We start from the raw sequence: 24294 nt of genomic DNA, 5'->3' as shown, positions 1-24294 counted from the left end.
AGACGAAAATCCATGGATCTCCGTCTTTGTTCTTTGAGTAGTAATTTATTTTTAGTGTCACGGTAGTACCGCCCGCCTTCGCTATGATCTAGCCTTAGCTGTGATCATTTGGAACGGTTACCGTCCTTCTTGCCATTTCACTGAATTATTGTGCAGATAGACCGCCATCAATTGGGAAGATTACACCCGTAATGAAATTTGCCTGTTCAGAAGCTAAATATAAAACAGCATTTGCTACATCATCGGACTCACCGTATCGGCCTAGCGGAATTGTTTTTGTTAAGTTTTCTTTCACAAGATCTGCATGTTCTGGAGAAAAACCAGCCTCTAATGAACGCATCATTCGAGTATTGACAGGAGATGGGTTTACAGCATTGACGCGAACTCCGTATGTTGCCGCTTCAATCGCTGTTGCTTTCGTTAAACCTACCACCGCATGCTTTGATGCGATATACGCACTAACGTTAGGGCTTCCTTTTAAACCAGCGATTGAAGACATGTTGATAACAGAACCGCTTTTTTGTTCTCGCATCACACGTAAGACATATTTCAAGCCGTAAAATACTCCTTTAATATTGACATCTACTACTAAATCAAGTGTCTCTGAAGGATATTCTGTGATCGGTTGAACGACACCTTCGACACCAGCATTATTAAAAAAGACATCAATTCTGCCAAAATTTTCTTTCGTAAGTTGGACATAACGTTCCACTTGTTCTTCCTTACTCACATCGGCTTGAACGAGCAAATACTTACCTTCAGTTAATTGCAATTCTTTTGCAGTGGCTTGAAGGGTTTCTTCCTGTAGGTCAACTAATACTACATTTGCTCCTTCATCTGCAAATGCTTTAACGGTTTCCTTACCAATACCTGCTGCAGCTCCTGTAATGATTACGATTTTCTCAGCAAATTTCATTGTCTTCACCCTTTACAAAAAATGTAGCTGTTTCTATTTTTAGCTTATCATATCTATGAAATATACTATTTCACTATTTGTGAATATCTGGTGATTAATATGGAACATTTTAGTGAAACTATTGCTGTTTTTTAATCTACACGTTCGAGACACGTGTTTTCTAATTTTATAGGTTAAATGTTTCCTAACTTTTTTAGGGTCATGTTCATTATATCTAGAGCTTTACGAGTGTTTTCTGTTTCGGATATAATGTCTCGATTTAATAGAAAATCGGTTTCTGCTTGGTGTTTAAACAGGAGAAAAGCTTGTATCACTTGGTGCGATAGTTGCTTCGCATAAAAATCATTTTTGCTGTAATGGGTTCTTAGATACGTGACATAGTTAATGATTTTGACCATGGAAACGGCAATTGCATCTTTCGGTAATTTGCCAATGAAATTGGCAATGCTTCCACCGCCAACTGCTCCAAGAAGTGCACCACCGCCTATTAAGATTTGCAACCCGCCTGCCATACCTAAACCTCCAGCGGCAATAGCACCTCCTCCTATAGCAGCAAGTCCTGCAGATGTTGCCGCAGCCCCAGCAAGCCCCATGGTGCCTCCAATAGCAGCTGCGATCGCCGGTGCTGCTAATCCTGCCGTTAGGAGGGCGGCACCTGTACCTGCAATCGACCACTTGATCACGCGTCCCCAGTAATTATTAACTTCTTTCAAGAAATTCCCCGTATTTTTAATGATTGATTTACCGGCGTCAGTAGAAAACCCAGATTCCGTTGAAATCACTTCAAGTCCTTTATACATATCACGTTCAGATAAACCTTTAGGAAGCCCTTCCAGTTCAGCGTAGATGGGTGTGAGGACTGCTTCTTGCAAAATTAAGTACAGTTTATATTCATTTTCTTTATGTTGAAGAAAGGCATTTTTCAATTCTTCGATTGTTGCTTGTTTTAAACTTTGATCGTGATTTAAAGTCTCCCACGCTTGCTCAGACCACAACGTCAGCCACTGTTTCTTATCGGTCAGTTCTTTTCTTAGCGAATCTGCACGCCAACTGTCATACGAATGTTTAATATTAGTGTAGGAACCTTTCAGAACGTTTGCTACGAGGCCATTTGTTTTTTTATGTTGTTGTTTTTCTGGTAGTTTTTGTTGCTCTTGTGTTATTTTTTCACGAACGATAGCTAAGTCGATTTCCGCTCGTTTTTCTACGAGTTTAATAATTAAAGCAAGTCCGTAACTATCAATATGAAAGGCATCAAGCCCTTGGATCGTCAGGTGATGATTCATAGTTGAAACCCTCTTTCAAATGATGAATTTTCCGCATGGTTGCTCTTTCTATTATAGAAGGAAAAGAAATCAATTCACAATAAAAAAATGGTAGCAGGTACCTTTAATGTACTGCTGTACTAAAGGTACCTGCTACCATTAATGCGTTAATGTAATGAAGGTGCCTGGCACCGTCATTGGTCTTCGTCTTCGATGGACTGAATGGCGATTTGCTGGCGATCGTTTTGGGTTAATAAGCGGTGGCAATGAATATACAGGACTCCTTTGCGATATACCGTTTCGACTCGATCTCTCCGAATCGGATAAGGCAGGTCTATAGATCGCTTAAAGTTTCCTGGATTGGCTTCTTCTTGAAGGGTTCGATAGCCATTCAAATTGAAGTTCATCTGGCCTTCCACTTCAATCACGTTTTCATCAATATAGATAGAAATATCATCTTTCGATTTTAACCCCGGCAGGATGATCGCACATACTAGTTCATAACCTGACTCATAAAGATTCACTTTCAGTTGGTTCATTGAGTTGTTAGGTAAGTTTTGAAACTTATCCCAAAAGTCTTCTCTAAAAAAATGATCAAAGTAATGTTGAAACTGTTTCACATGTTGAAATGGATCAAAATTGTTCACTTTAATGTTCCTTTCACATTAAAATTGCCTCTGCAAATTATTGGTTTCCTGAAACATTTTGATCGACCGCATCCGGGTCAAAAGCATTGTTCATATTAATACCGTTCCAGGTAAGCATAAAATCACCCGTGTGCGCACTTCCAGATCCTATCACAGATTTACTAGCTGATTTAGGAGACATATTCAACACATCTCCAAAACTTATATTTCCGTCATTAGCATTAATTTTAAATGGACCAAATACGATCGCTGGCATATAAACACCCTCTATATCAAGATACTTTTAGTTTATGTTGCAATTTGTTTATCGTTACGCATTTGTTACGGGTTTTCTATAAACTGCCGAATATGTTTAATTCGTGTTTCGGCATTAATGATTGAGTTTGAACCGATGTGGAGACTAGACGCAGAACCAACAGCAATGACTCTTATATGGTCCACATGGATAAAAGGATTTTCATTCGTTCGTGTTATATTGATAGGTTCAGTGATTACGGGCATCGGATTTTTAATGTGAAACATTGGAAATACATCAAAATTCCCTTCATTTCCAAAATAAAATGGAATTTGCCGTTGAACAGCTAAAGCCCTTGACCACTGGTTAATATGATAACTGTCACCCACTTGGAACGTACTACTTAAAGAAACATCATTTACATTTATAGTATTTACGTGTGAAATCCGATTTTGCATTACTCCACCTCTTGTATCTATCAACTAACAGATCACCAATTTCTCAAATTATTGTTCAGGAGCTAAAGGTACAAATGGACTAACGATTAAAGACTCCGGCGGCGTATCAAAATAAGAAGACAAGCAAACCGTATTTGTATCCCCTACAAGAAAAATAGAGGAACTAGCAACCCCGACCACTCGAATGGCACCTACAGAAAGGTTTCGATTTACGACGTTGAAGTTCATGTTGGTGGATTCTCCTCTCTTGGTAAATGTTTTATAAAGGCATCAAAAGTATTCCCGATGTCTTCCTTGACTTTGTTAACTGTCATTTGTTCAACTTGTTTTGCATCATACTGGTTTCCTTGCACTTGACTTAAATAGTGGTTAATCCGTTGATCGATTTGTTTTTTTACATCGCCAATAATAAAATTACGGTAATTCGGATCCAATTGATAATTATGCTTTTGTTCAAGGGACTGAATTAACGGATAACATTCGGTATCTAAAAAATGATAGATTTGATGCTTTATCGCTTGAACACTTTCCGGATGCATATGGGAAAATATTGGGACATTCAATTCATTTTGATTAATATTAAAATCTTCAATTGGTGATGTTCCTCCATTTGGTGTTAGGCCTATATTTAATGTTCCTTCGAGACGTTCAATTTTTAGTTGGTCAAATTTATATTCGATACGGTCGATATGGCTGCCTGGAGGACCTTGTTTTAACTGAGTTAACTCTTCACGCATCTGCAAAAGTTGTTGCTCTAACTGAAGAATTTTTTGATTTTGTGCTTGTAGGTATCCATTCATTTTTTCAAAATACGACCCATAATTCCAGTTATTATACATTGTCTTCCCACCTTTTTACGGGATTTCAATTTACCTCTTATGCGGTTGGTGGTGCCAAAGGGACAAGAGGTAAAGTAGTAGGCGGCTCTAGTTCAGGAGCAGGTTCCACAAATCCTCCGGTATTGTATAAGTTAGAAGTTCCTTTAATCATCCCTGCACTTCCGATCTGTAAAACAGAAGAGTTTGTAATACCATCGACTCTTAAGTTATGAATTACAATATTTTGGTTAATAAAAAAATTCATACAAAACGCCCCTAATTAAATATTTCCTGCTATTGGCTGATCCACCAAGTCAGCATCATATACTTGGGTTGTATTATAATCATTTCTCACTTGAATTCCGTCCCCTGTCATAAACGACCCAGCACCTGCAAACGTTTTAGCTTGACTTTTAGGTGAGATATTAAAGACATCGCCAATGTGGAAAACACCACTACTTGATATGCTATTCACTTTTATAGCTCCTACTATCGCTGGCATAGACAAACACCCTTTTTTCTAATCCTTGTAGGCATTATATGAATTTTTCAGCTAGGCGTTACACCTAGAGGGACGTATGAAAATAAATAATCCCCATCCTAGCGTAAAAGGAACGTCTAATAACAGTAAAAAAATGATCGTTAGTTCAACAGATAATTAACAAGGTTCTCTACGACAGTTCGCGACATAGTTCAGGAAAGTTTAATTAAACGTTTATGTAAATTCTGGTTAAAATTGATATGTTAGAGGGGGGGCATCGTCATTTCATAGGTTGAAATTCCTTTATTGAGATATTTTATGCATCTTTTTTGCGGTTTTCAGCTTGGAATGATTGAATATTTCCACGGGAAGCGCATGAAATGACAAGGTACAAGAGGAAGATGAAAAAATTCGACTATTTTGTCTATGTTCTTCGAAGTAAAAAGCTCATTTACTATGAGCTTTTTACTAATTTTTTTATTTTACTCATATACTTTGAAGTATGAAAATGCCAATTTTGATTTATTTAGGTAAGCTAAGTAGTTTCACCCCTTAAAATTCACTACTCTATTAGACAAAAAGAAACTACCTCATCTAAGGTAGTTTCTAAGTTTTATTCAATCAACAATAGTTATAATTGGTGGGTGATTTAGATACTGTGTCAAGTTTTCAAGGTCTATTATAGCCGCTTTAGCTTCGGGACTAACTATCGTTTGTTGCAATATTTCCAGGCTTTCAAATTGGAGTTCTACAACCGAGTAGAGGTTCATATCGGTGTTTTGTGTTCGGATGACACGCTGGATAGTTACACTATTATTAGGAATCATTTTCAATAAAGCGTGATGAACATGAGAGTAATAGGCTTCGAATCCATCTAGGTCTTTTGGTTGTTGATAGAAAAATATCACCTTTGCCATGTTTTCAAACCTCCTTAGTTTCACCACCTTAAGTATATTCTTATTTATACGTTAAAGAACAATTCTTTTTTCAAACAGTAGTAGGATGACTCTTACTAACTGTTTACCTCATGATAGTAAAAGATGCAGTTGTATACGAGATTACAACTACACCTTTTTGGGTTATCCGACTGTTCTAATTCAGGTTAACTTGCTTCCATCGCCTGAAACTGTGCACGAACAAGATTGTAATAATGGCCTTGGTGGTTCATAAGTGCCTCATGATTTCCTTGTTCTACGATTTGCCCGTGGTCTAAAACGATGATGTTATCGGCTTCACGAATAGTCGAAAGACGGTGGGCAATAATAATTGCCGTTCTTCCCTTGAGCAGCGTTTGTAAAGCATTTTGAATTTTTTGTTCCGTTTCCGTATCGATACTTGCGGTCGCTTCATCTAAAATTAAAATTTGCGGGTCCGCCAGTAACGCGCGAGCGAATGATAATAGTTGGCGCTCACCAACTGAAAGAATGTTCCCACGTTCTTCTACTTCAGTTTCGTAACCATTTTTTAATTGCTTTATAAACGCGCTTGCGCCGACCATTTCAGCAGCACGCTTCACCTCTTCGTCTGAAGCATCCGGACGACCAAAACGGATGTTCTCCATAATTGTTCCTGAGAAAATAAATGTATCTTGAAGAACGATACTTACTTGTTGGCGAATACTATCCAATGTTAAGTCGCGTAAATCATGGCCGTCAATTTTGACTGAACCACTTGTCGGATCGTAAAATCTCGAAATGAGATTGACGATCGTTGTTTTTCCAGATCCTGTATGACCGACTAAGGCAACGGTCTCCCCTTGCTTCATCTCAAGATTAATTCCGTCTAACGCTTTTCGCTTCGCATCATAAGCAAATTCGACGTCCTCGAATGTAATATGTCCTTTCATTTGCTTCATATCCTGTGCCCCATCTTTTTCAGGAACAGATGGTTTTTCATCAAGAAATTCAAAAATTCGTTCTGAAGAAGCCATTCCCATTAGTAACTGATTGTACACTTGCCCCAGTCTAGAAATCGGTTCCCAGAACATGCCCAGGAAAAAAGCAAACATAACAAACGTCCCAATATCAATACTTCCAGATTGGATTAAGGTGACACCGTACCAAATTAAAATCGCTGTACCGATCGCATTGGACATTTCAACGAACGGGCGGAACATCGCATTTTGTTGCGTCGCATTTCGCCAAGCTTTAAAATTATCTTCATTCATTTCACTAAAGAACGCCATGTTTTCACGTTCTTGTGTATATGATTGAGTCACACGAATGCCTTGAATACTTTCATTCAAGTGCGAATTAATCTGTGATTGTTTGATACGTACGACTTGCCATGAACGGCGAATTTTTCTTCGTAAGCTCGTCGATATCACAAACATAATCGGTAAAATCACCATAATTGCTAATGTAAGCTCTGGGCTGTAGACAAAGAGAATAACAAAAATACCAATTAGTAAAAGAACGTCCATTAATAGATTAATAACCCCGTTTGTAAATAAGTCTTGAAGGGAGTTGACGTCATTTGTGACACGAACGAGAATTGAGCCCGCTGATCGTTGGTCAAAAAAGCGATGTGACAAGCGTTGGATGTGCTTGAATAAACTTTGTCGTAGATCGTAAATGACATTTTGTCCGAGCATATTCATCCACCGAATGCGAAGTGTGTTCGCAAGCCATGACAGCATGTAGAGCCCAGCTATAAGAACAACGACATGAACGAGCGCATCCATATCACGTTGGTAGATCACATTGTTTAGTGCGTATACCCCAATTAAAACAGGAGTGGTCAGTCGAACCGCAGTTGAAATAATCATTGCAATAATCGCAAGAGGTAAAAGATTTTTTGAATACGGCTTCATATAACTAAATAAACGAGTCATTTGCGGCCAGTTAAACGGCTTCTCGATCGCTGAGTCGAGTGAATAATGGAAACGATTGTTTTTCTTAGATCTGTGTGACTTTTCCGTCATGAGCTCACCCCCAGTTGTCGTTGTTGAAAGGCGTGTTGGTCCTGATATTGAATATTATAAATTCTACGGTACGTCCCTGATTCGTTTGTAATTAATTGCTCGTGCGTTCCTCTTTCAACGACTTTTCCGTTATCTAAAACGAGAATTTCATCGGCATGTTTGAGGGAAGAAATACGATGTGCGATAATAAACGTCGTTCTCCCAGCCATGACCTCGCGAAAGGCCGCTTGTATTTTCCCCTCTGTTTTCATGTCAACCGCACTCGTTGCGTCATCAAGAATTAATATGCTTGGATCAATGAGAATGGAACGAGCAATGGCAATCCGTTGTTTTTGTCCGCCTGATAACCCCATCCCACGTTCACCCAATACGGTGTCATAGCCGTCAGGTAATTCCATAATAAACTCATGAGCTTGGGCTCGTTTTGCGGCTTCAATAATTTGTTCCAGCGTTGCTTCGGGATTTCCGTATGCAATATTGTCGCGAATAGACGATGAAAATAAAAACGACTCCTGTAACACGACACCAATATGGTGACGCAATGTTTTTAACGAATACTCTTTAATATCTCGGCCATCAATCAGAATTTCTCCTTCGTTTGGCTCGTAGAAACGTGAAATCAATTGAGTTAAGCTCGTTTTCCCTGACCCTGTCGCACCAATTAATCCGATGATTTTTCCCGTTGGTGCTTCAAACGAGACATTATTGAGTGCCAGTTCTTCTTCGCTGTTATATTGGTGACTAACGTTTTTAAACTGAACATGCCCTTTAATTAGGGTTTCTAACGGCTTCTCCGCGTCACGAATATCTTCTGGTTCATTCAGCACTTCTAGTAAACGTTCTCCAGAAGCTTTCGATTGTGAAAATGTATTAATGATAAAGCCAAGATTCATTAATGGACCAATGATGTACCAAACTAATGAGAAAAACGCGACAAGTTCACCCGGTTGTAGAGCACCTTGAATGACAAGCCAACCACCATACCCGAGAAGGAAGACAACACATAGTTGTCCAATGAGTTCCATAATCGGAAAGTACCTTGCCCAAATATTGGATGTATCGATCGACTTATTTTTATAATCACTATTTTTATCTACGAAATTATCAATCTCAAAATCTTCACGTGATAAAGATTTGACCGTATTCATTCCACTGATGTTTTCTTGAACTTTTGTTGTTAAACGTCCGAATGACTTTCGAATATGTTTAAACGCCGGATGGACTTCCTTATCAAATTTGTAAACGGTTAAAATTAAAAATGGCATCGATGCGAGAGTAACGAGTGCCAGCGGGACACTGAAATACAGCATGATACTAAAACTGAAACTGACGATTAATACTAAGTTTAAGAGTTGCGCAAAACCAAATGATAAAAAGAAACGGAAACCTTCAACATCAGCAGTAAGCCGTGACATGAGATCCCCAGTCTTTGCATTATCGTAATAGCGAAACGGCAAATATTGAAGCTTTTTGTATAAGGCATTTCGTAATTCATAAACAGCACGAACACCAAATAAGTCCCCTAAAAATTGATGATAATACGTCGCAAACCCTTTAAGAACCATTAATAAAATAAATCCAAACGCAATGTAAGGAACTAACGAAGAGTTTCCTGCTAAAATAACGTCATCAATCGTAATCTTTAGTATGATCGGATAAATAACAGTTATCGCAGTAACGACGATTAGAAAAAGCATCGAACCGATAAAAAATTTCTTATAAGGCCAATAAAACTCTTTAAGCCTTTTAAACGTATTCATTGTAAGCCTCCTCTTAAGTTGATTTTTTCTCCTTCTCTCATTGCTACATGGTTGGGGTCATGAGTGTTACATTTCTGAAAGATGGAACATAAAAAATGGTAATAGTATAAATATATCGGGTTTCGAAATAAATATCTAATCATTTGCTTACAGTATTTTTTGAAATTTCGATATATTCCTGGGTGAACTCGCTGTTTTCTTCCACTATTGCATTAATGCTCACTATTTCACTATGGTAGCAGGCACCTTTAACACTTTAGTGTTATAAAGGTGCCTGCTACCATAAAAGACAAAAAAAGAAAAAGCTTAATGAACTGGGGTTCGATAAGCTTTTTCATTGTATGCACTTTGAGTTGTCCATTATTTTATTTTCAGTGAAAAGGGACGTGCACGAGTTTCCATTCGTCTGTAGGGGATTTCCGCATCACGGTAAATAAGAATGTCTCCTCGATGATCGGACCATCTTTTGTTTGGTACTTATACGTTACTGGTATTTGATAAATAAGCGGCTTTTCTTTAACCGGCTTATGCTTTTTGTCCATTTTTCGAATAGCTACGATATGATCAATCGGAAGAGAATGTGCATCGCCTTGATAAATGAGACTTAAAATATCGGTATCCTTTTGGTGAATGGCGATTAAAAACAACTCAATGACTTTTTCAGCTGAAAGTTGTTTAACAAATGCATCTAATTGTCCAGCCGCTTTATGCGCCATCACTTGATGGGCTAAATCGGTATTCTTGGACCGATGCGTTGTACTGCCTTGAAAATGAATACAAAAATGCCCCGGAAAACCATTCGCTAATGCACCTTTTCCATGAGGCATCCCGTGCATCGAAGCAGCGAGTACTTGATTGTTCACATGAACTAAGATGGCCCGCCTATTCCAACTCCACTTGCCGCCATAGATCGCTTTCATAATTTTTGTATCTTGATGGGTCAGCGGTTGTACATCTGCGTGCTTACTACCTGCACGTCTCTGCGCATTAAAACTCAATCCTGTTTCAAGGTCTGTAATCCTAAAAGACGTATACCTCGGAATGACATTTGTCGCTTCGTCCCACGTTAACATCGTTCCGAAATGATCGGATTGTAGCGTCTTAAAGTGATCTATAATTTGTTTGGCAGTTTGTGGCTTAATATCGAGCTTTCTTTTGTATTGAACGTCAAACAGCTGGCCGTTTTCATCCGCAATTAAAATCCGAACAAGACCATTCTCAACAAATAAAATATACTGATTTGAAAACGGCACGTCTTTTATAGGTTTTGATGTTGAGTTGACTATTTCTTGAAATAATTCGTCAGACTGCACAGTAGTTATGGACTGATAAACAGACTGACTAGATGCCTTGACGATAAACGAGACTTGATTATGATCGTCTTTCGCCCCAACTGGAAACGCCGTGACAGAGACTAGTAAACAAACCGTCATAAAAATAAAGAGTATCCGTTTTTTCATTTGTATAATCCATTCCTATTTTTTAGAGTGATTTTTATCCATGTTCTAAAGTTGCTTATAATTTCCCTTGGCGATAAATAATCGTCGATAATTTCATCACCGCATGAATGTAACAATTTTCTCTTAAAGAAAAAGGATCTCCAAAGTATTGCGGTAAAATTGTACTCATCGTTCCGGTCATTTTATCGTATAAAAGCTTAAATACTTCTTCTTCACTGTAAAATTGAGTTTCCCGTCCTTGGAGCCATTCAAAGTAGGATACGATGACCCCGCCAGCATTTGCTAATATATCAGGGATAATAATAACACCCTTCTCATTTAATACAAGGTCAGCGTCACCAGTTACTGGTGCGTTTGCCCCCTCTACAATGATTTTCGCCTGTATTTGTCGCGCATTGTCTTTATGAATTTGATCTTCAAGTGCTGCTAGGATGAGTACATCGATATCCAAATAAAGTACATCTTCTCTGTTCAAAATATCAGCCTTGATGTTGTATTGCTCAAGTTGTTCTACAGTAGTTGGAAGATCATTATTATTTTTTACCGTTGCTTCAATTAACGCAGGAATATTTAATCCTTCTGAATTATATAAAGTGACGTTACGATCACTAACGGCTACGATATTACTTTGTATATGTGTACAATGGTAAGCTTCAAGTGCTGCAACTGAGCCCACATTACCAAAACCTTGAACTGCTATTTTTAATGGTCGGTCAGCGCATTCTAGTGCTGTTTTTGCAAACTTGTTTCCATTACTAGATAACCATTTTCTTTGTTCTTTAATAAAATCAGCGAGCAAATATCGAAAGGTAAAATAAACTCCCTTACCTGTCGCTTCTCTTCGACCTAAAGACCCGCCATTTACAACGCTTTTTCCAGTAAAACTCCCACGGTACGGCTTTCCAGGCCGGATGGTTTTATATTCTGCGGTCATCCAGTCCATTTCTCGGTCCCCTGTACCAACATCAGGAGCAGGAATGTCTTTATCCGGACCTAAAATATCACTAAAATACTGGACGTATTTTTTACAAATGAGCAAGAGCTCCTTTTCAGTGAAATCTCGAGGGTCTATAACCACCCCGCCTTTTCCCCCACCAAAAGGTACTTCATGTAACGCATTTTTCAGGGTCATCAATGCAGCTAGATTGGTTACCTCATCTTCGTTAACAAGTTCATGAAACCTAATTCCGCCTTTATAGGGGCCGAGCGTATTATTATGTTGAATGCGATAAGCTGGTATTCTAACGACATTTCCATTTTCTAAAGAAATACGTAAAAATGATTTGTGAACATGATTAGGTGTTGAAAGAATCGCTGCGAGTGAATGAAAAGCTTGTTTTCTCGTGTCGCCTTGCAAGTTTGGTAAAAAACTGAAGTCTTCTAGCAGCGCCTGTAAGGAACGTTGCACGATGATGCCCGTTTGGCTGCCCATTGTGTATCGACCTCCTTCTCATTGTCAGCATTTACGTTTAGTATTTTAATTCCATCGCTTCTTATCCAAAATTCATCTAATAACGTGAAAAAATAAAAATACGATGACCCGTAATCATCGCATTAATAAAAATATTATATAGCCTTCGTCATCTTTATCTAGTCAATTATTAATTAGAAAATCAATTAAACGCTCGCCAAAAAGAACCTTCGGTGTCGATGATTTCGATGATGTCATCATAAGGGATTTTAAACGTTGGAAATCCCGCAGCAAACGCTGCAATTTCGTATGGTTGAAAGTAAATCGCGAGGCCCTCCTCTGTAATGTAAAAAGGTTGGTCAGGTTTTATTCCTTGGTATGCCTCAGGGAAAAAATAAGAAAATTCTTGTTGCTGTTGTTCCTCAATTTGGTTTCCGATCATTTCACTTAAAACCGACACATAATCTGCATCTTGTTTAAATAAATCTTTGAGTTCGTATAATTCTCCTGTTTGCAAATTGATATGAACAAATTCTTGACTTGGCATACCATGGGCGGCACCAAACGGATATTCGTACGCCGATAGTTTAACGACGAGTAAGTTCTTACGGTAGAACTCAATTGAAAAGTCTCCCGTATAGCTGTAATCGAGTTGAACATTACTCGGGATTTCTTTTACATTTGATTTTTCTTTTAATAATTGGTTGATTTCAGTTTGCCTCGCTCTATTTTTCATTCCTTCAATTTGTGGATAATACACAAGGTAATCTTTATTTGGATTAAACTTTTCTTCTCTCACTTGGTAAGGTGAATGAAGAGGGATGATGGTATTCGGTTTCCATATCGTCTTTCCTAAACGATCAAAATACATAACCCTTTGATCAACGAATGCTTTAATGACACCATCTTCTAGAGTTAATATCCCTGTCCCTTGAACGACAGGGTAGTTTTTTGCACGATTTCCTGATCGATCAATAAAAAACGTATATCGGTCTTGTGTGACTGAGCTTAGACTTCCTTTAAAAGCGGAAACTGTATCGTATTCGAAGTCAGTTAACCGGCGACCGTCACTCGTCGCAATGCCATAAATCGAACCAATATACGGTTTGTCAGCAACAATTGCTTTTCCTAGCGCTACTCGATCTTCTCCCAATTGTAAAATATCGTTGTATTGTGCTTGAATAATAAATTTCCCTTGTCTATCTATTAATCCGTAACGATTATTAATCCCATCAATGATATTGACAACCGCCCTTCCTTCCTGAAATGGCAGTGCTATTGAAAATTGTGGTTCAATAACAATATTTCCATTTTCATCTACATATCCAAATGGGTCATCTATTGTTTTTCTAAAAGCACTAAGTCCTTCACTAAACCCACTCATCATATGATAGGCATATGTGTTAAGGATAGTCCCTTTCTTATCGATCAGAGCAAAATTTCGATTTGTTAACCGCACAAGCGCTTTCCCGTCTTTAAAATCATTCGCGTATTCAAACTGTAATGGGATTATTTCTTGGCCGCTTCGATCTAAATAGCCATAAAGGTATTGACCGTTGGCTGACCTATCAGAAAATACAGCACGTTCTTCTTCGTAAGGAGCAATAAAATTATATGGTTTTGAAGTTAAGACCGTGCCTTTTTCATCGATTACCTTAAATCCAGAAGCGTCAATGACAATAGCTCGACCTTCAGTAAAAGGAAGAATGGATTCATAAATAGGGTCTATAACAAATTGACCAGAACAATCAATAACCCCTGCCCGATCACCAACCAAAACAATAGCTAAACCATTTTCTTGAAAATCATCCGCCCTGTCGTACCGGGCAGGAATTTTTAAATTACCATTAGAATTGATATACCCCCATTTCATACCCTCTACAGTATGAACGGAAGCTGGATAAAGGCGACAGCTTTTCCTTTGCGCTTCAGCTAACGTTAGTTCCTTTCGAAAAAATCTTGGCTTTGTCGTATTGGAAGAACCGGATAAAAAATGACGGACAAAATCAATTGAATGATACTCTTCTCGCATAGTGCTTCTCTCCAAACTTATAGTTTCAAATAGTATATGAGGGTTAAAAGATATGGGTTCTTACCTAGTGAAATGTTCGAAGATGAAGTCGGCTCATTATTAATAAGTAAGCAAAATGCAATTCAACACATGCAAAAAAAACCTACGGAGTATTATTTACCCTCCATAGGTTGCCATGTTATAAAGAACGGTATCTTTATCCGTACTCGTTGGATATTGAAATGCTTGCTTATAGGATTCAGGACCTTTTCCAGTAATTATAATCCAATCTCCTTTTTGTGCTTGTTTTAGAATAAATTGGATCGCAACGGTCCGATCTTCTATGACCGTTCCTTGTTCACTCCCATAGATCTCTTGTAAACGATGAAGTTCATCGACCATCTCTTTAGCGTCCATTCCATTGAGGTCATCTAGTGTCAAAATATAATGATCACTAAATTTGGAAGAGATTTTAATCATTTCTTTTCGTTTTGATGGGTCACCGTTGCCGCGAAAACCAAAAATATGAAATAATCGTTTAGCTCCTTGTTTGTTTATTGTCTGTAAACAATGACTCAACCCATCTGGTGTATGTGCATAATCAATAACACAAGTCGCCCCACTAGGATGATTATACGTTTCAAATCTACCTGGTACTCCTGGAAAAGAATTTAGCGCTCGAACAGCTTGATGTGCATCTATGCCTAGTCTGCGAGCTGTAAAAAAAGATAAAGATGCATTTTGTGCGTTATGTAGACCACTTAAAGGTAAAGTCACCCTAAGTTCCTGTTCTGCTTGCTTTAGATCAAATTCCGTTGAAAATTCCACATTAACATTGTTTAAATTCATATGATCAGACTCTTCGTGACCGACAGAGAATACATTTTTCTGGGCGGTTGCTAAACGGTCAATCAGTCTTCTGCTCCAATCACAATAATTGCTAACGATTGCTTCACCTTCATGATTTAATTGATCAAATAGCTGAGCTTTTACTTCAAAGTAATTATAAATCGTCCCATGATAATCCAAGTGGTCATGGGATAAATTTGTAAAAAGAACATAATCAAATGGGATGCCATTCACACGCCCCTGATCAATTCCATGGGAAGAAACTTCGAGTATAATCACTTCATCTCTACTCTTATACATAAGTTCATGTAGTGTAATAGGATCTGGCGTCGTATTCGAAGGTGGTATCAGCTCACCATTAATAATATTGTTAACGGTGCCAATTAATGAACAGCGAATACCAGCACTCTCTAATATGTGTCGCAGCATATAAGAAGTCGTTGTTTTTCCGTTTGTTCCAGTGATTCCGATAATTGTATGTTTTTTAGTTCCTGTATCAAAAAAGCGTTGCGCAAGTTTCGGCAGAAGGTTGCGGCTATTTTTGACACGGATATAAGGTACACTAAGCCCTTTTCTATCTTTCTCGCCCAGAATGGCTACAGCACCAGCTTTTATTGCATCGTCAATGTATTCGTGACCATCTGTTTCATAGCCTGAAATCGCAACAAAAACAAAGTTTTGCTGTATTTTTTTAGAATGAAAATGGATACCGCTTATAGAAATATCTGGTATGTCATCTGTCAAAAGATCAGTTTTGATCGATTGTAATAAAGAACTTAACTTCATGGACCATTTGACTCCTTAAAGAACATCACAATACTGTGATAACAGTTTTTTATAATAATTTAGTCTTTCCTAGATCTTCATGTAATATCCTTGGGAATCGGTAAGTTACTAAAGGAAAGCATGACGGTGGCTATAAAAACAAGATTTTCTCAATACGTCCCGTTCTTCCTCATACATAGCTACACCCTGCTCGGTAATACTAAGTTTGAAAAGGAGGGATTTTATTATGGCTCAAACTTTACAGAGCATTATGACAACAAATGTCGCTTCCGTTTCACCGCAAGATACGGTTCAAAAAGCAGCAACCCTAATGAAGGAACTAAATGTAGGTTCCATCCCAGTTGTTGAAAACGGACAAGTTCTGGGAATCATTACGGATCGTGATATTACATTACGAACAACTGCTTCAGGGATCGGTAGTCAAACCCCTGTCTCACAATGTATGACAGATCATGTGGTCACAGCCAATTCCATGATGGATATACATGAAGCAGCAGAATTAATGGCCCAGCAACAAATTCGCCGTTTACCTGTTGTGGAAAACGGTCAATTGGTTGGAATAGTTGCAATTGGAGACCTAGCTGTAGAAAATATTTATCAAAATGAAGCAGGCGAAGCACTTTCTAGTATCTCAAACCCAGCATTTCCGCACGAATAAAAATTGTATTTCAGCTTAATTTATGAGGTTGTGCTATCAAAAGCGCAACCTCTTTTAATTGATTGGCGCGGTTAGCTTTTGGCTATTGAAATTGTAGGAATTTAGCCTAACCCGTATGGTTGGAATAACAAAATTTTTTCATGATGTGCATGATAAAAGGATTACACGAATATAGTTAAATATAGTCTCTTTAATTTCTGAGTTACATGGTCTTTCCTCTTGTTGTTACCCCCTTCAACTCAATGTCAATTACCTAGCAAAACAATTGAATAAAGGAGTGATTTAGTTGTTTGAGTCTATTTTGGGTATGGATGACTTGTCGACTGTTCAACACATTGGTTATGCGTCCGAAAGCAGGATGTATGATTTCACACTTGTTTTTTCTGATCACTTCTTTGGGAAGACATTAGTAACTTGTCTTCAGAGCGGTAACTCCTCTTTATTGGACTTCCACGATGTAAGCGATGTTTCAGTTGTTAAAAAAGTGTTTCGTATTCAGGACGATGAAATCGCACACGAGGTTTCGGCACTATTACAGTCGAAAATCCCGTTGGCAAAAGAATTTGATCAATATGAATAATTGAGGAGGAGATATTGGCAATTTTAATTTTATGTAAGCGTTGTCAAGGACAAGGGAATATGCGTAAGCGGTGGCTGTTACTTTTAAGTAAAAAAATATCCTGCCCCTTTTGTCAAGGAACAGGAAAACATAAAGTGGTTTCGTAAATAAGTCGAGGATGACTCTCGTGATGACTCAGTCTTATCAACATTTACTGCTCATATCCACCTCCACCATCGTCATAGTAAAAAAGGTCGACACGGTGACGAGTCAACCTCTTACATAATTTTATTGGACGATCTCAGGGGCCCCGTATTCAATTCCGTGGGTTTCTACTGTGACCGTTTTCATGCGTTGTTCTTCTTTTGGGGCTTCTCCTGCCGTTTCAACAACTGCAATGTTATCAACCGTTTCCATTCCTTCAATAACTTTTCCAAAAGCAGCATATTGTCCATCTAAGTGTGGCGCTTGATCATGCATAATAAAGAACTGCGGACCAGCGGAGTTAGGATCATTAGTTCTCGCCATGGAAATGACACCACGTTCATGAGGAATTGGATTGTTAAAATTATTGGCATTAAACTCTCCAGGAATCGAATAGCCTGGGCCACCTCTACCTGTTCCTTCAGGATCCCCACCTTGTATCATAAACCCTGGAATAACGCGGTGAAAGATAACACCGTCATAAAAACCCTCTTCAATTAAGGAAACAAAATTTGTGACCGTGTTTGGTGCAATTGACGGGAAAAGTTCAATTATAATTTGCTCATCATTTTCCATCGTAATCGTGACAATTGGATTGTCTTCTGACCTCGCTTGTTCGACTACATCTTCTTCAGGTGTTACTTCCTCTTCCCTATTCTCCTGATCGGCCACATCATCCGTTGGTGCTTCTGTGCCTGTCCCACAAGCAACGATAAAAGCGGTAAAAGAAACGATGATCATCATAAGTAGAAATGTTTTTAGATTAAGTAACTTTAACATGTCTATTCAACTTCCTTTCTGTGTTTAAAAGTCATACTTCAAGATTTAAACCTGAAGCTTAACTAGCTTCCATAGACCAATATTCATTATATCATTTTTTGTCATTTACACTAATCTCGTTTTTATCAAAAGTTTTCTCCACTATGTAATTCGTCCGGTCAAATATCAAAAGTGGACATAGCTTATCTATAAGGAGGTGATTTTTTTATGTTATCTAAACAAGAGAAATTACGTCGTATCCTAGGGGCCCTGCCAGGCATTTATGATGTTGAGGCTGGAGCAACAGTTCCAAGTTGTGAGCGTTTTTGTAGAAACGTTTGTCAATCGCTTTTCCCATTCCAGCAAACTCAATGTATCAATGACTGTTTAGCCTGTCAACAAACGGCAGCACAACCAGCACGACCACCAAGAAGGGCTAGATAGTGGTCGATAGACTTAATAAGAGTAAAGAGAGAAGGTCACTCTTCTCTCTTTACTCTCTTATAATGGGTTTGTTTGCAATTTTCATATTTACCATTGTCGCTAATTCTTCTTTGGTAACATCACGGAAACTTCGAAATGCGTAGCCTTCGTCTTTCAGGTACTTGATGATCTCTGGCAATGCCTTAACCAACTGACCGTTGGTAGAAACATCATGAAACAATACGACGATAAAATCTTTATTCCTTGCATTCCTAACTACATTTTCGTAAATTTTATCGGCATTGTTGACCGCTGTCCCGGCATCCCCCGAAGATACGTTCCAGTCGATGTAATAGTACCCCTTATTTTTGATGTCTTCTGTTAACTTGGGCATAAATTCTTTTCCACCGTATTGAAAAGAGCTGTGGTTGGAAGAACCACCAGGAAATCGAATGATAGATGGAGCGTCAAACCCGAGAATGCTTTTATAAGTGGCTTCGACTTTCGTTAAGTCGTTATAATACGTTTCAAACGAGGTGTAAATCGAGTAATCGTGGGAGTAAGAGTGCGTTAAGACCATATGGGACTCCTGATAAGCTCGTTTAACAAGTTGAGGGTGTTGTTCCATCCGTTGTCCAATCATAAAAAACGTTGCCGGTACTTGATGCTCTTTCAAGACATCAAGTACTTTAGGTGTAATAGTTGTCGGCCCATCATCAAATGTTAAAAATACTTTTTTGGTAGCAGAGCGTGAGTCCTCTTTAGGAGGACTCGGCTTAACTGGTGGGTTTTTCTTTGCCTCAAGCTGTTTCTTTAGTTCTTCTATTTCATTTTCTAACTGCTGGTTCTTCTTATTTAGTTGGTTGTTTTGGCTTTTAAGTTCATTGACTTGATTTTTCAATTGTTCCGCTTGTTGTTCGTAACCTTCAATAACTCCTTGTTTTTCTTCTATTGTGGATTGATGTTGTTGTAATTGATCCTCAAGTTCTATTAATCGATTATCATTTTCCTCTAAGTCTTGTTGTAGCTGCTCTTTTTCATTATTCAATCTTTCAATTTGTTGCTTTAGGTCCTTCTCTTCTTCTAATAGACTCGATACTTTTTCTTCATATTCTAGTAGTTCATTTTCTAAATCTTCTATTTTCGATGTGGTTTGACTTGAACATGCGGATGCGACTGCAATGATCATTATTACAAGGAAAATACGAAATAGGTTCATCATCCTTAGTCCCTTCTCTGATAAGCTTATACTCCCTTATACCCTGTTTCTATTTTATAAAAAAGTAATTTTGAAAGAGTTTTAGATTTAGACAATAAAATAAGAATATTTTATGTACGACGTAATAGTTTAGATTATGTGACCTTTCTTTTTCTTGTGACTGTCCGTTCCAAGTTTGTAGGAAATATATAGATAACCACAATAAGGAAAGCGTTTACATAATAAGAATTAATAGAATGAAATTTTCTTTTTAGTAGAAGGAAATGTACATTAGGAGGGGTTTATATGGTATATCAAAAGCCAAACACGGATGGGTCTCTAGTAAATTTTAAAAAGCGTTATGACAATTACATTAATGGGGAATGGACAGCCCCTGTGAACGGAGAATACTTTGAAAATATCACACCTGTCACTGGTCAGGTATTTTGTGAGGTCGCTCGTTCATCTGCTGAGGATATCGAATTAGCTCTAGATGCGGCTCACGCTGCAAAAACTAGCTGGGGGGCTACTTCTCCTGCTGAACGAGCAACTATTTTAAATAAAATTGCAGATCGCTTAGAAGAAAACTTAGAAATGCTAGCTGTAGCTGAAACGTGGGAAAATGGTAAAGCAGTTCGTGAAACGTTAAATGCTGACCTCCCTCTTGCTATCGATCACTTCCGTTATTTTGCAGGTGTGGTTCGAAGTCAAGAAGGTAGTATTTCACAAATAGACAATGACACGGTCGCTTATCACTTTCATGAGCCTCTAGGTGTCGTTGGGCAAATTATTCCGTGGAACTTCCCTATTTTAATGGCCGTTTGGAAACTTGCACCTGCTTTGGCGGCTGGTAATTGCGTCGTATTAAAACCAGCTGAACAAACACCAGCTTCAATTATGGTTGTCATGGAACTCATCGCAGATCTTTTACCTAAAGGTGTTGTTAATATAGTAAATGGTTTTGGTGTTGAAGCAGGTAAACCATTAGCTTCTAGCAACCGAATTGCGAAAATTGCTTTCACTGGAGAAACGACGACAGGTCGCCTCATTATGCAGTATGCATCTGAAAATATTATCCCTGTTACACTTGAGTTAGGTGGGAAATCGCCGAATATCTTCTTCCCAGATATTATGGAAAAAGATGATGCGTTTTTAAATAAGGCGATTGAAGGGTTTGTAATGTTTGCTCTGAATCAAGGTGAAGTATGTACATGCCCTTCTCGTGCTCTTATCCACGAATCGATTTATGAGCCGTTCATGGAACGAGTTCTTCAACGTGTTGAGGCCATTAAAACCGGCAATCCGCTAGATCCGGATACGATGATGGGTGCTCAAGCGTCACAGGAACAATTAGAAAAAATTCTCTCTTATTTAGATATTGGAAAACAAGAAGGTGCCCAGTGTTTAATTGGCGGTGAGCGTAATGTATTAGAGGATGACCTAAAGAATGGTTACTATGTAAAACCAACTGTCTTTAAAGGTGACAATAACATGCGTATTTTCCAGGAGGAGATTTTTGGTCCAGTTGTTTCTGTCACTACATTTAAAGATGCAGATGAAGCTTTAGCGGTTGCTAACGATACACTGTACGGTTTAGGGGCGGGCGTTTGGTCGCGTAATATCAACACAGCGTATCGTTTCGGGCGTAACATTCAAGCGGGTCGCGTTTGGACAAATTGCTATCATGCTTACCCTGCTCACGCCGCATTTGGAGGCTATAAAAAATCGGGGATTGGGCGAGAAAATCATAAAATGATGTTAAGTCATTACCAACAAACGAAAAATATGCTCGTCAGCTATAGCGAAGACGCACTAGGATTCTTTTAAAATCAAGGGAGGGTGTCTTCTATGGTAGAAAGAGTAAAAGCGACGGAAGCAACGGTTGAGCTAATAGAAAAGCTAAAAAAGCGTTATGGTGACCTTATGTTTCATCAATCAGGCGGGTGCTGCGACGGGAGTTCTCCGATGTGTTATCCAAACGGTGAGCTTCGTATTGGGAGTTCTGATGTACTGCTTGGTAAGATTGGAGGATGTCCCTTCTATATTGCGAAGGACCAATACGAATATTGGAAGCACACTCAATTAATTATTGATGTCGTCGAAGGCCGTGGCGGGATGTTCTCTTTAGAAGGACCTGAAGGAAAGCGCTTTTTAACTCGGTCCCGTGTATTTTCATCTGAAGAACGACAGCAATTAGGTATTTAGGACTTAAACTAAGAAAGGATGGATCAAGTGTACCTTTAGTACACTTTGAGCCATCCTTTTCTTATGACCAAGAAGACATACCGCCTTTTACGTTTGTCAGCTTAGTAAAACCGAGTCGTTTCAAGCGTTTACTCGCTTTATTACTTCTCATACCGCTTTGACAAAGTAATACAATTTCTTTTTCACGGTCTAATTCGTTATGCCGTTTCTTTATTTTTGATAAAGGAATGTTTTGAAATCCTTCAATGTGATTTAACTCATATTCTAGTGCCGAGCGCACATCGATTAATTGAATGTCTTTTCTCTTTACTAGCATTTTTACTTCAGTGTTACTGATTTGTTTCACACCTTTTGCCGGTAGAAAATTTCGGACCGTTAAAATAATTAAAACTACAACAATAACCCATTTTAGTATATCCAATGAGATCTTCTCCTTTTAACAGAGTTCTGCAAATGTTTTCTCGTTGTTGTCAGGATTGCTAATATAATATCCTGTCACCTGAACCCCTTTTTGTTTTAAAAATCGGATACATAGATTTTTCGCTACAACATCATTTGATATAATAATGACCTCACTACCTATGAATGGTTGATAATATCTTTTAATATAAGCAAATGGTATATTCGTAGCTCCTGTAACCGGATGGTGGCTAGCGATATGGTAGTCGCGAATATCTAGTATTTTTGTTCCTTCCTTAAGGTGCTGAAGATTTGTGCACTTTATTCCTCGTACTGGAACCACACGTCTGTAAAACCATACAAGAATAAAGAGGAATAATAATGCTATCATAATTGTAACCATTTCATGGTCCTCCTGTGTAACAAAGCTGCGTATACTATTTTACTATATTATAAGATAAAAATTCATTTGTTAAGTAAAATATCTATTGGTAAAAATGCGCAGCTTGGTTTGATTTATTATTGTGAGGGAGATACTTATTGTCTGATTTCGCTTATTTTATTGTCCATGTTTGTAATCCTATTGTCCGTGTTCTTACTTTTTTGTGGCGAAATCCACTTTTTTTAGCCAAAATGTGAACTCTAGAAATTTGTCATTGAATCCGAGTGAATAAAAAATACCCATTACCGTTATATAGATAGCGGGATAATGGGTATTGTTGAGATCGCAGATTACTTTGTTACAAGTGGCCCATCCCAAGAAAGGATACCGCCACTAACATTTGTTAATTTTGAATAACCTTGTTCAAAAAGAAAGTTTGCTGCTTGCATACTGCGGTTACCACTTCTACAGAAAATAACAATCTCTTGGTCTTGCGGAAGTTGCGTGTAATCACTAGCAAGACGACTAAGTGGAATATTTATCATTCCTTCTACATGGGCTTCTTCAAATTCATCAATCTCCCGAACATCAATAAACATCGCACCCTTGTCTGATTCCATCTTTGTTTTGAGTTCAGTTGTCGTAATTTCTCCAATTTGATCATTTGATGTTCCAAAAAACATAAATATCACTCCTACTCCAATTACCAATGTAAGAACCGCTAACATGGTTTTCTGTTTCACAAGCAAAGACCTCTCTATCGTTGAGTTGTTTTGGGTACTTAAAATTCTCTTTCCATACAATTAGGATACCATGATTAACGAATAGAATGGCGCTATCAGTCTCAAAAAAGTCCATTTTGAATAAACTGTAGCTCATAAAAAGTTTACTAGATAAATAAGTTGACGTTTCCTTCTTCTGCTTCTGCAAGGTATGTTGCAACACCAGCATACTCGATACCGTCAATTAATTCTTCCTTTTGGATTCCCATTACATCCATAGACATCGTACATGCCACCATTTTGATATCTAGCTCTTTCGCCATTTCGATTAACTCATTTAAAGAAACGACATTGTGTTTTTTCATCATATGCTTCATTAACTTTGATCCTGCACCGCCGAAGTTCATTTTAGATAATCCTAGTTTTTCAGGACCTCTTGGCATCATTTTACCGAACATTTTTTCTAAGAAATTCTTTTTAACGGGGATATGTTCATCTTTACGCAGTACATTCAACCCCCAAAAAGTGAAAAACATCGTTACTGGTTTCCCCATCGCTGCTGCTCCAGTTGCAATAATAAAACTTGCCAATGCTTTATCTAAATCACCATCAAATACAATCATTGTTGCTTTCTTTTGTTCCATTTAGATCTCCTCCTAATATACTCTTATAGGTATTTTCTATACCTGTATAATATACCCTTACAGGTATTTTGTCAACCAAACATATATTGGTTAACTTCAATTCTCTTTCAAATTTCAGCTT

Annotated in this window: 27 protein-coding genes; 5 read left to right on the top strand and 22 right to left on the bottom strand. The window is 38.1% G+C overall.

Features of this window, described 5'->3' with window-relative positions; all coding sequences use genetic code 11:
- Positions 1–145: 145 nt before the first annotated feature.
- From AC2VNP_RS01860 to AC2VNP_RS01785, 16 genes are all read right to left on the bottom strand, one after another.
- A complete protein-coding gene (locus AC2VNP_RS01860) occupies positions 146–916 on the bottom strand; it encodes an SDR family NAD(P)-dependent oxidoreductase (RefSeq protein WP_486915585.1) in 771 nt (256 codons plus the stop codon).
- A 173-nt stretch (positions 917–1089) separates the two neighbouring features.
- Complete coding sequence (locus tag AC2VNP_RS01855; RefSeq protein ID WP_486915583.1) at positions 1090–2202, bottom strand: hypothetical protein; 1113 nt, start codon at positions 2200–2202, stop codon at positions 1090–1092.
- Positions 2203–2375: 173 nt separating this feature from the next.
- Entirely contained in the window at positions 2376–2828 is a 453-nt protein-coding gene (locus AC2VNP_RS01850; RefSeq protein WP_486915581.1) for an Hsp20/alpha crystallin family protein, read from the bottom strand.
- 37 nt (positions 2829–2865) lie between these two features.
- Positions 2866–3084, bottom strand: coding sequence for a spore germination protein (locus tag AC2VNP_RS01845; RefSeq protein ID WP_486915579.1), 219 nt, complete (start codon positions 3082–3084; stop codon positions 2866–2868).
- Between the two features lie 65 nt (positions 3085–3149).
- A complete protein-coding gene (locus AC2VNP_RS01840) occupies positions 3150–3521 on the bottom strand; it encodes a spore germination protein GerPE (RefSeq protein WP_486915577.1) in 372 nt (123 codons plus the stop codon).
- Between the two features lie 48 nt (positions 3522–3569).
- The gene (locus AC2VNP_RS01835; RefSeq protein ID WP_216828592.1) at positions 3570–3749 is read right to left on the bottom strand and encodes a spore gernimation protein GerPD; all 180 of its coding nucleotides are present in this window, start codon (positions 3747–3749) and stop codon (positions 3570–3572) included.
- Complete coding sequence (gerPC, locus tag AC2VNP_RS01830; protein ID WP_486915575.1) at positions 3746–4360, bottom strand: spore germination protein GerPC; 615 nt, start codon at positions 4358–4360, stop codon at positions 3746–3748. The genes AC2VNP_RS01835 and gerPC overlap by 4 nt, the downstream gene beginning before the upstream one ends.
- 37 nt (positions 4361–4397) lie before the next feature.
- Positions 4398–4604, bottom strand: coding sequence for a spore germination protein GerPB (locus AC2VNP_RS01825; protein WP_486915573.1), 207 nt, complete (start codon positions 4602–4604; stop codon positions 4398–4400).
- Positions 4605–4619: 15 nt separating this feature from the next.
- Positions 4620–4841: a spore germination protein gene (locus AC2VNP_RS01820; protein WP_216828589.1), complete on the bottom strand. Its 222-nt coding sequence runs from the start codon at positions 4839–4841 to the stop codon at positions 4620–4622.
- A 596-nt stretch (positions 4842–5437) separates the two neighbouring features.
- The gene (locus AC2VNP_RS01815; protein WP_486915571.1) at positions 5438–5737 is read right to left on the bottom strand and encodes an EthD family reductase; all 300 of its coding nucleotides are present in this window, start codon (positions 5735–5737) and stop codon (positions 5438–5440) included.
- 185 nt (positions 5738–5922) lie between these two features.
- Complete coding sequence (locus tag AC2VNP_RS01810; protein WP_486915569.1) at positions 5923–7743, bottom strand: ABC transporter ATP-binding protein; 1821 nt, start codon at positions 7741–7743, stop codon at positions 5923–5925.
- Positions 7740–9503: an ABC transporter ATP-binding protein gene (locus AC2VNP_RS01805; protein ID WP_486915566.1), complete on the bottom strand. Its 1764-nt coding sequence runs from the start codon at positions 9501–9503 to the stop codon at positions 7740–7742. Before AC2VNP_RS01805 ends, AC2VNP_RS01810 begins: the two co-directional genes overlap by 4 nt.
- 371 nt (positions 9504–9874) lie before the next feature.
- Complete coding sequence (locus tag AC2VNP_RS01800; protein WP_486915564.1) at positions 9875–10963, bottom strand: hypothetical protein; 1089 nt, start codon at positions 10961–10963, stop codon at positions 9875–9877.
- Positions 10964–11018: 55 nt separating this feature from the next.
- Complete coding sequence (locus AC2VNP_RS01795; protein ID WP_486915562.1) at positions 11019–12395, bottom strand: Glu/Leu/Phe/Val family dehydrogenase; 1377 nt, start codon at positions 12393–12395, stop codon at positions 11019–11021.
- Positions 12396–12576: 181 nt separating this feature from the next.
- On the bottom strand, positions 12577–14406 hold the full coding sequence (locus AC2VNP_RS01790; protein ID WP_486915560.1) for a WG repeat-containing protein: 1830 nt from the start codon (positions 14404–14406) through the stop codon (positions 12577–12579).
- A 156-nt stretch (positions 14407–14562) separates the two neighbouring features.
- Positions 14563–16020, bottom strand: a complete 1458-nt coding sequence (locus AC2VNP_RS01785; RefSeq protein WP_486915558.1) for a UDP-N-acetylmuramoyl-L-alanyl-D-glutamate--2,6-diaminopimelate ligase — start codon at positions 16018–16020, stop codon at positions 14563–14565.
- Positions 16021–16246: 226 nt separating this feature from the next.
- On the opposite strand from AC2VNP_RS01785, the gene AC2VNP_RS01780 reads away from it, so the two are divergent.
- On the top strand, positions 16247–16678 hold the full coding sequence (locus tag AC2VNP_RS01780; protein WP_486915556.1) for a CBS domain-containing protein: 432 nt from the start codon (positions 16247–16249) through the stop codon (positions 16676–16678).
- Between the two features lie 286 nt (positions 16679–16964).
- Positions 16965–17258 carry an SAV0927 family protein gene (locus AC2VNP_RS01775; protein ID WP_486915554.1) on the top strand — a complete coding sequence of 98 codons (294 nt, stop codon included), beginning with the start codon at positions 16965–16967 and terminating at the stop codon, positions 17256–17258.
- A 267-nt stretch (positions 17259–17525) separates the two neighbouring features.
- Here AC2VNP_RS01775 and AC2VNP_RS01770 read toward each other — a convergent pair whose 3' ends face one another.
- Entirely contained in the window at positions 17526–18221 is a 696-nt protein-coding gene (locus AC2VNP_RS01770; protein WP_486915552.1) for a peptidylprolyl isomerase, read from the bottom strand.
- Positions 18222–18428: 207 nt separating this feature from the next.
- Between AC2VNP_RS01770 and AC2VNP_RS01765 the strand changes: the two genes are divergently transcribed.
- On the top strand, positions 18429–18644 hold the full coding sequence (locus AC2VNP_RS01765; RefSeq protein WP_486915550.1) for a hypothetical protein: 216 nt from the start codon (positions 18429–18431) through the stop codon (positions 18642–18644).
- 49 nt (positions 18645–18693) lie between these two features.
- Here AC2VNP_RS01765 and AC2VNP_RS01760 read toward each other — a convergent pair whose 3' ends face one another.
- The gene (locus AC2VNP_RS01760; RefSeq protein ID WP_486915549.1) at positions 18694–19845 is read right to left on the bottom strand and encodes a polysaccharide deacetylase family protein; all 1152 of its coding nucleotides are present in this window, start codon (positions 19843–19845) and stop codon (positions 18694–18696) included.
- Between the two features lie 282 nt (positions 19846–20127).
- Between AC2VNP_RS01760 and adh the strand changes: the two genes are divergently transcribed.
- Both adh and AC2VNP_RS01750 read left to right on the top strand, forming a co-directional pair.
- Positions 20128–21648 carry an aldehyde dehydrogenase gene (gene adh / locus AC2VNP_RS01755; RefSeq protein ID WP_486915547.1) on the top strand — a complete coding sequence of 507 codons (1521 nt, stop codon included), beginning with the start codon at positions 20128–20130 and terminating at the stop codon, positions 21646–21648.
- Between the two features lie 21 nt (positions 21649–21669).
- Positions 21670–22026: a DUF779 domain-containing protein gene (locus AC2VNP_RS01750; RefSeq protein WP_486915545.1), complete on the top strand. Its 357-nt coding sequence runs from the start codon at positions 21670–21672 to the stop codon at positions 22024–22026.
- Positions 22027–22087: 61 nt separating this feature from the next.
- On the opposite strand, the gene AC2VNP_RS01745 is transcribed toward AC2VNP_RS01750, so the two are convergent.
- From AC2VNP_RS01745 to AC2VNP_RS01730, 4 genes are all read right to left on the bottom strand, one after another.
- The gene (locus AC2VNP_RS01745; RefSeq protein ID WP_486915543.1) at positions 22088–22447 is read right to left on the bottom strand and encodes a rhodanese-like domain-containing protein; all 360 of its coding nucleotides are present in this window, start codon (positions 22445–22447) and stop codon (positions 22088–22090) included.
- A 15-nt stretch (positions 22448–22462) separates the two neighbouring features.
- Positions 22463–22828 carry a hypothetical protein gene (locus AC2VNP_RS01740; protein WP_486915541.1) on the bottom strand — a complete coding sequence of 122 codons (366 nt, stop codon included), beginning with the start codon at positions 22826–22828 and terminating at the stop codon, positions 22463–22465.
- 329 nt (positions 22829–23157) lie between these two features.
- Positions 23158–23490, bottom strand: a complete 333-nt coding sequence (locus AC2VNP_RS01735; RefSeq protein WP_486915540.1) for a rhodanese-like domain-containing protein — start codon at positions 23488–23490, stop codon at positions 23158–23160.
- 206 nt (positions 23491–23696) lie between these two features.
- Positions 23697–24173 carry a DsrE/DsrF/DrsH-like family protein gene (locus AC2VNP_RS01730; protein ID WP_216828574.1) on the bottom strand — a complete coding sequence of 159 codons (477 nt, stop codon included), beginning with the start codon at positions 24171–24173 and terminating at the stop codon, positions 23697–23699.
- Positions 24174–24294: the final 121 nt, after the last annotated feature.

The organism is Alkalihalobacterium sp. TH-98 (assembly GCF_057473385.1).
This window is presented reverse-complemented; position numbering and strand designations above follow the sequence as displayed.

Bases quoted from the DNA above. Each gene is read 5' to 3' on its own strand.
- AC2VNP_RS01800 (WP_486915564.1), bottom strand. From the start codon at position 10,963: ATGAAAAAACGGATACTCTTTATTTTTATGACGGTTTGTTTACTAGTC.
- AC2VNP_RS01750 (WP_486915545.1), top strand. From the start codon at position 21,670: ATGGTAGAAAGAGTAAAAGCGACGGAAGCAACGGTTGAGCTAATAGAA.
- adh (WP_486915547.1), top strand. From the start codon at position 20,128: ATGGTATATCAAAAGCCAAACACGGATGGGTCTCTAGTAAATTTTAAA.
- AC2VNP_RS01770 (WP_486915552.1), bottom strand. From the start codon at position 18,221: ATGTTAAAGTTACTTAATCTAAAAACATTTCTACTTATGATGATCATC.
- AC2VNP_RS01760 (WP_486915549.1), bottom strand. From the start codon at position 19,845: ATGATGAACCTATTTCGTATTTTCCTTGTAATAATGATCATTGCAGTC.
- AC2VNP_RS01730 (WP_216828574.1), bottom strand. From the start codon at position 24,173: ATGGAACAAAAGAAAGCAACAATGATTGTATTTGATGGTGATTTAGAT.
- AC2VNP_RS01795 (WP_486915562.1), bottom strand. From the start codon at position 12,395: ATGGGCAGCCAAACGGGCATCATCGTGCAACGTTCCTTACAGGCGCTG.
- AC2VNP_RS01855 (WP_486915583.1), bottom strand. From the start codon at position 2,202: ATGAATCATCACCTGACGATCCAAGGGCTTGATGCCTTTCATATTGAT.
- AC2VNP_RS01860 (WP_486915585.1), bottom strand. From the start codon at position 916: ATGAAATTTGCTGAGAAAATCGTAATCATTACAGGAGCTGCAGCAGGT.
- AC2VNP_RS01840 (WP_486915577.1), bottom strand. From the start codon at position 3,521: ATGCAAAATCGGATTTCACACGTAAATACTATAAATGTAAATGATGTT.
- AC2VNP_RS01805 (WP_486915566.1), bottom strand. From the start codon at position 9,503: ATGAATACGTTTAAAAGGCTTAAAGAGTTTTATTGGCCTTATAAGAAA.
- AC2VNP_RS01780 (WP_486915556.1), top strand. From the start codon at position 16,247: ATGGCTCAAACTTTACAGAGCATTATGACAACAAATGTCGCTTCCGTT.
- AC2VNP_RS01815 (WP_486915571.1), bottom strand. From the start codon at position 5,737: ATGGCAAAGGTGATATTTTTCTATCAACAACCAAAAGACCTAGATGGA.
- AC2VNP_RS01735 (WP_486915540.1), bottom strand. From the start codon at position 23,490: ATGTTTTTTGGAACATCAAATGATCAAATTGGAGAAATTACGACAACT.
- AC2VNP_RS01810 (WP_486915569.1), bottom strand. From the start codon at position 7,743: ATGACGGAAAAGTCACACAGATCTAAGAAAAACAATCGTTTCCATTAT.
- gerPC (WP_486915575.1), bottom strand. From the start codon at position 4,360: ATGTATAATAACTGGAATTATGGGTCGTATTTTGAAAAAATGAATGGA.
- AC2VNP_RS01835 (WP_216828592.1), bottom strand. From the start codon at position 3,749: ATGAACTTCAACGTCGTAAATCGAAACCTTTCTGTAGGTGCCATTCGA.
- AC2VNP_RS01820 (WP_216828589.1), bottom strand. From the start codon at position 4,841: ATGCCAGCGATAGTAGGAGCTATAAAAGTGAATAGCATATCAAGTAGT.
- AC2VNP_RS01845 (WP_486915579.1), bottom strand. From the start codon at position 3,084: ATGCCAGCGATCGTATTTGGTCCATTTAAAATTAATGCTAATGACGGA.
- AC2VNP_RS01790 (WP_486915560.1), bottom strand. From the start codon at position 14,406: ATGCGAGAAGAGTATCATTCAATTGATTTTGTCCGTCATTTTTTATCC.
- AC2VNP_RS01740 (WP_486915541.1), bottom strand. From the start codon at position 22,828: ATGGTTACAATTATGATAGCATTATTATTCCTCTTTATTCTTGTATGG.
- AC2VNP_RS01825 (WP_486915573.1), bottom strand. From the start codon at position 4,604: ATGAATTTTTTTATTAACCAAAATATTGTAATTCATAACTTAAGAGTC.
- AC2VNP_RS01765 (WP_486915550.1), top strand. From the start codon at position 18,429: ATGTTATCTAAACAAGAGAAATTACGTCGTATCCTAGGGGCCCTGCCA.
- AC2VNP_RS01785 (WP_486915558.1), bottom strand. From the start codon at position 16,020: ATGAAGTTAAGTTCTTTATTACAATCGATCAAAACTGATCTTTTGACA.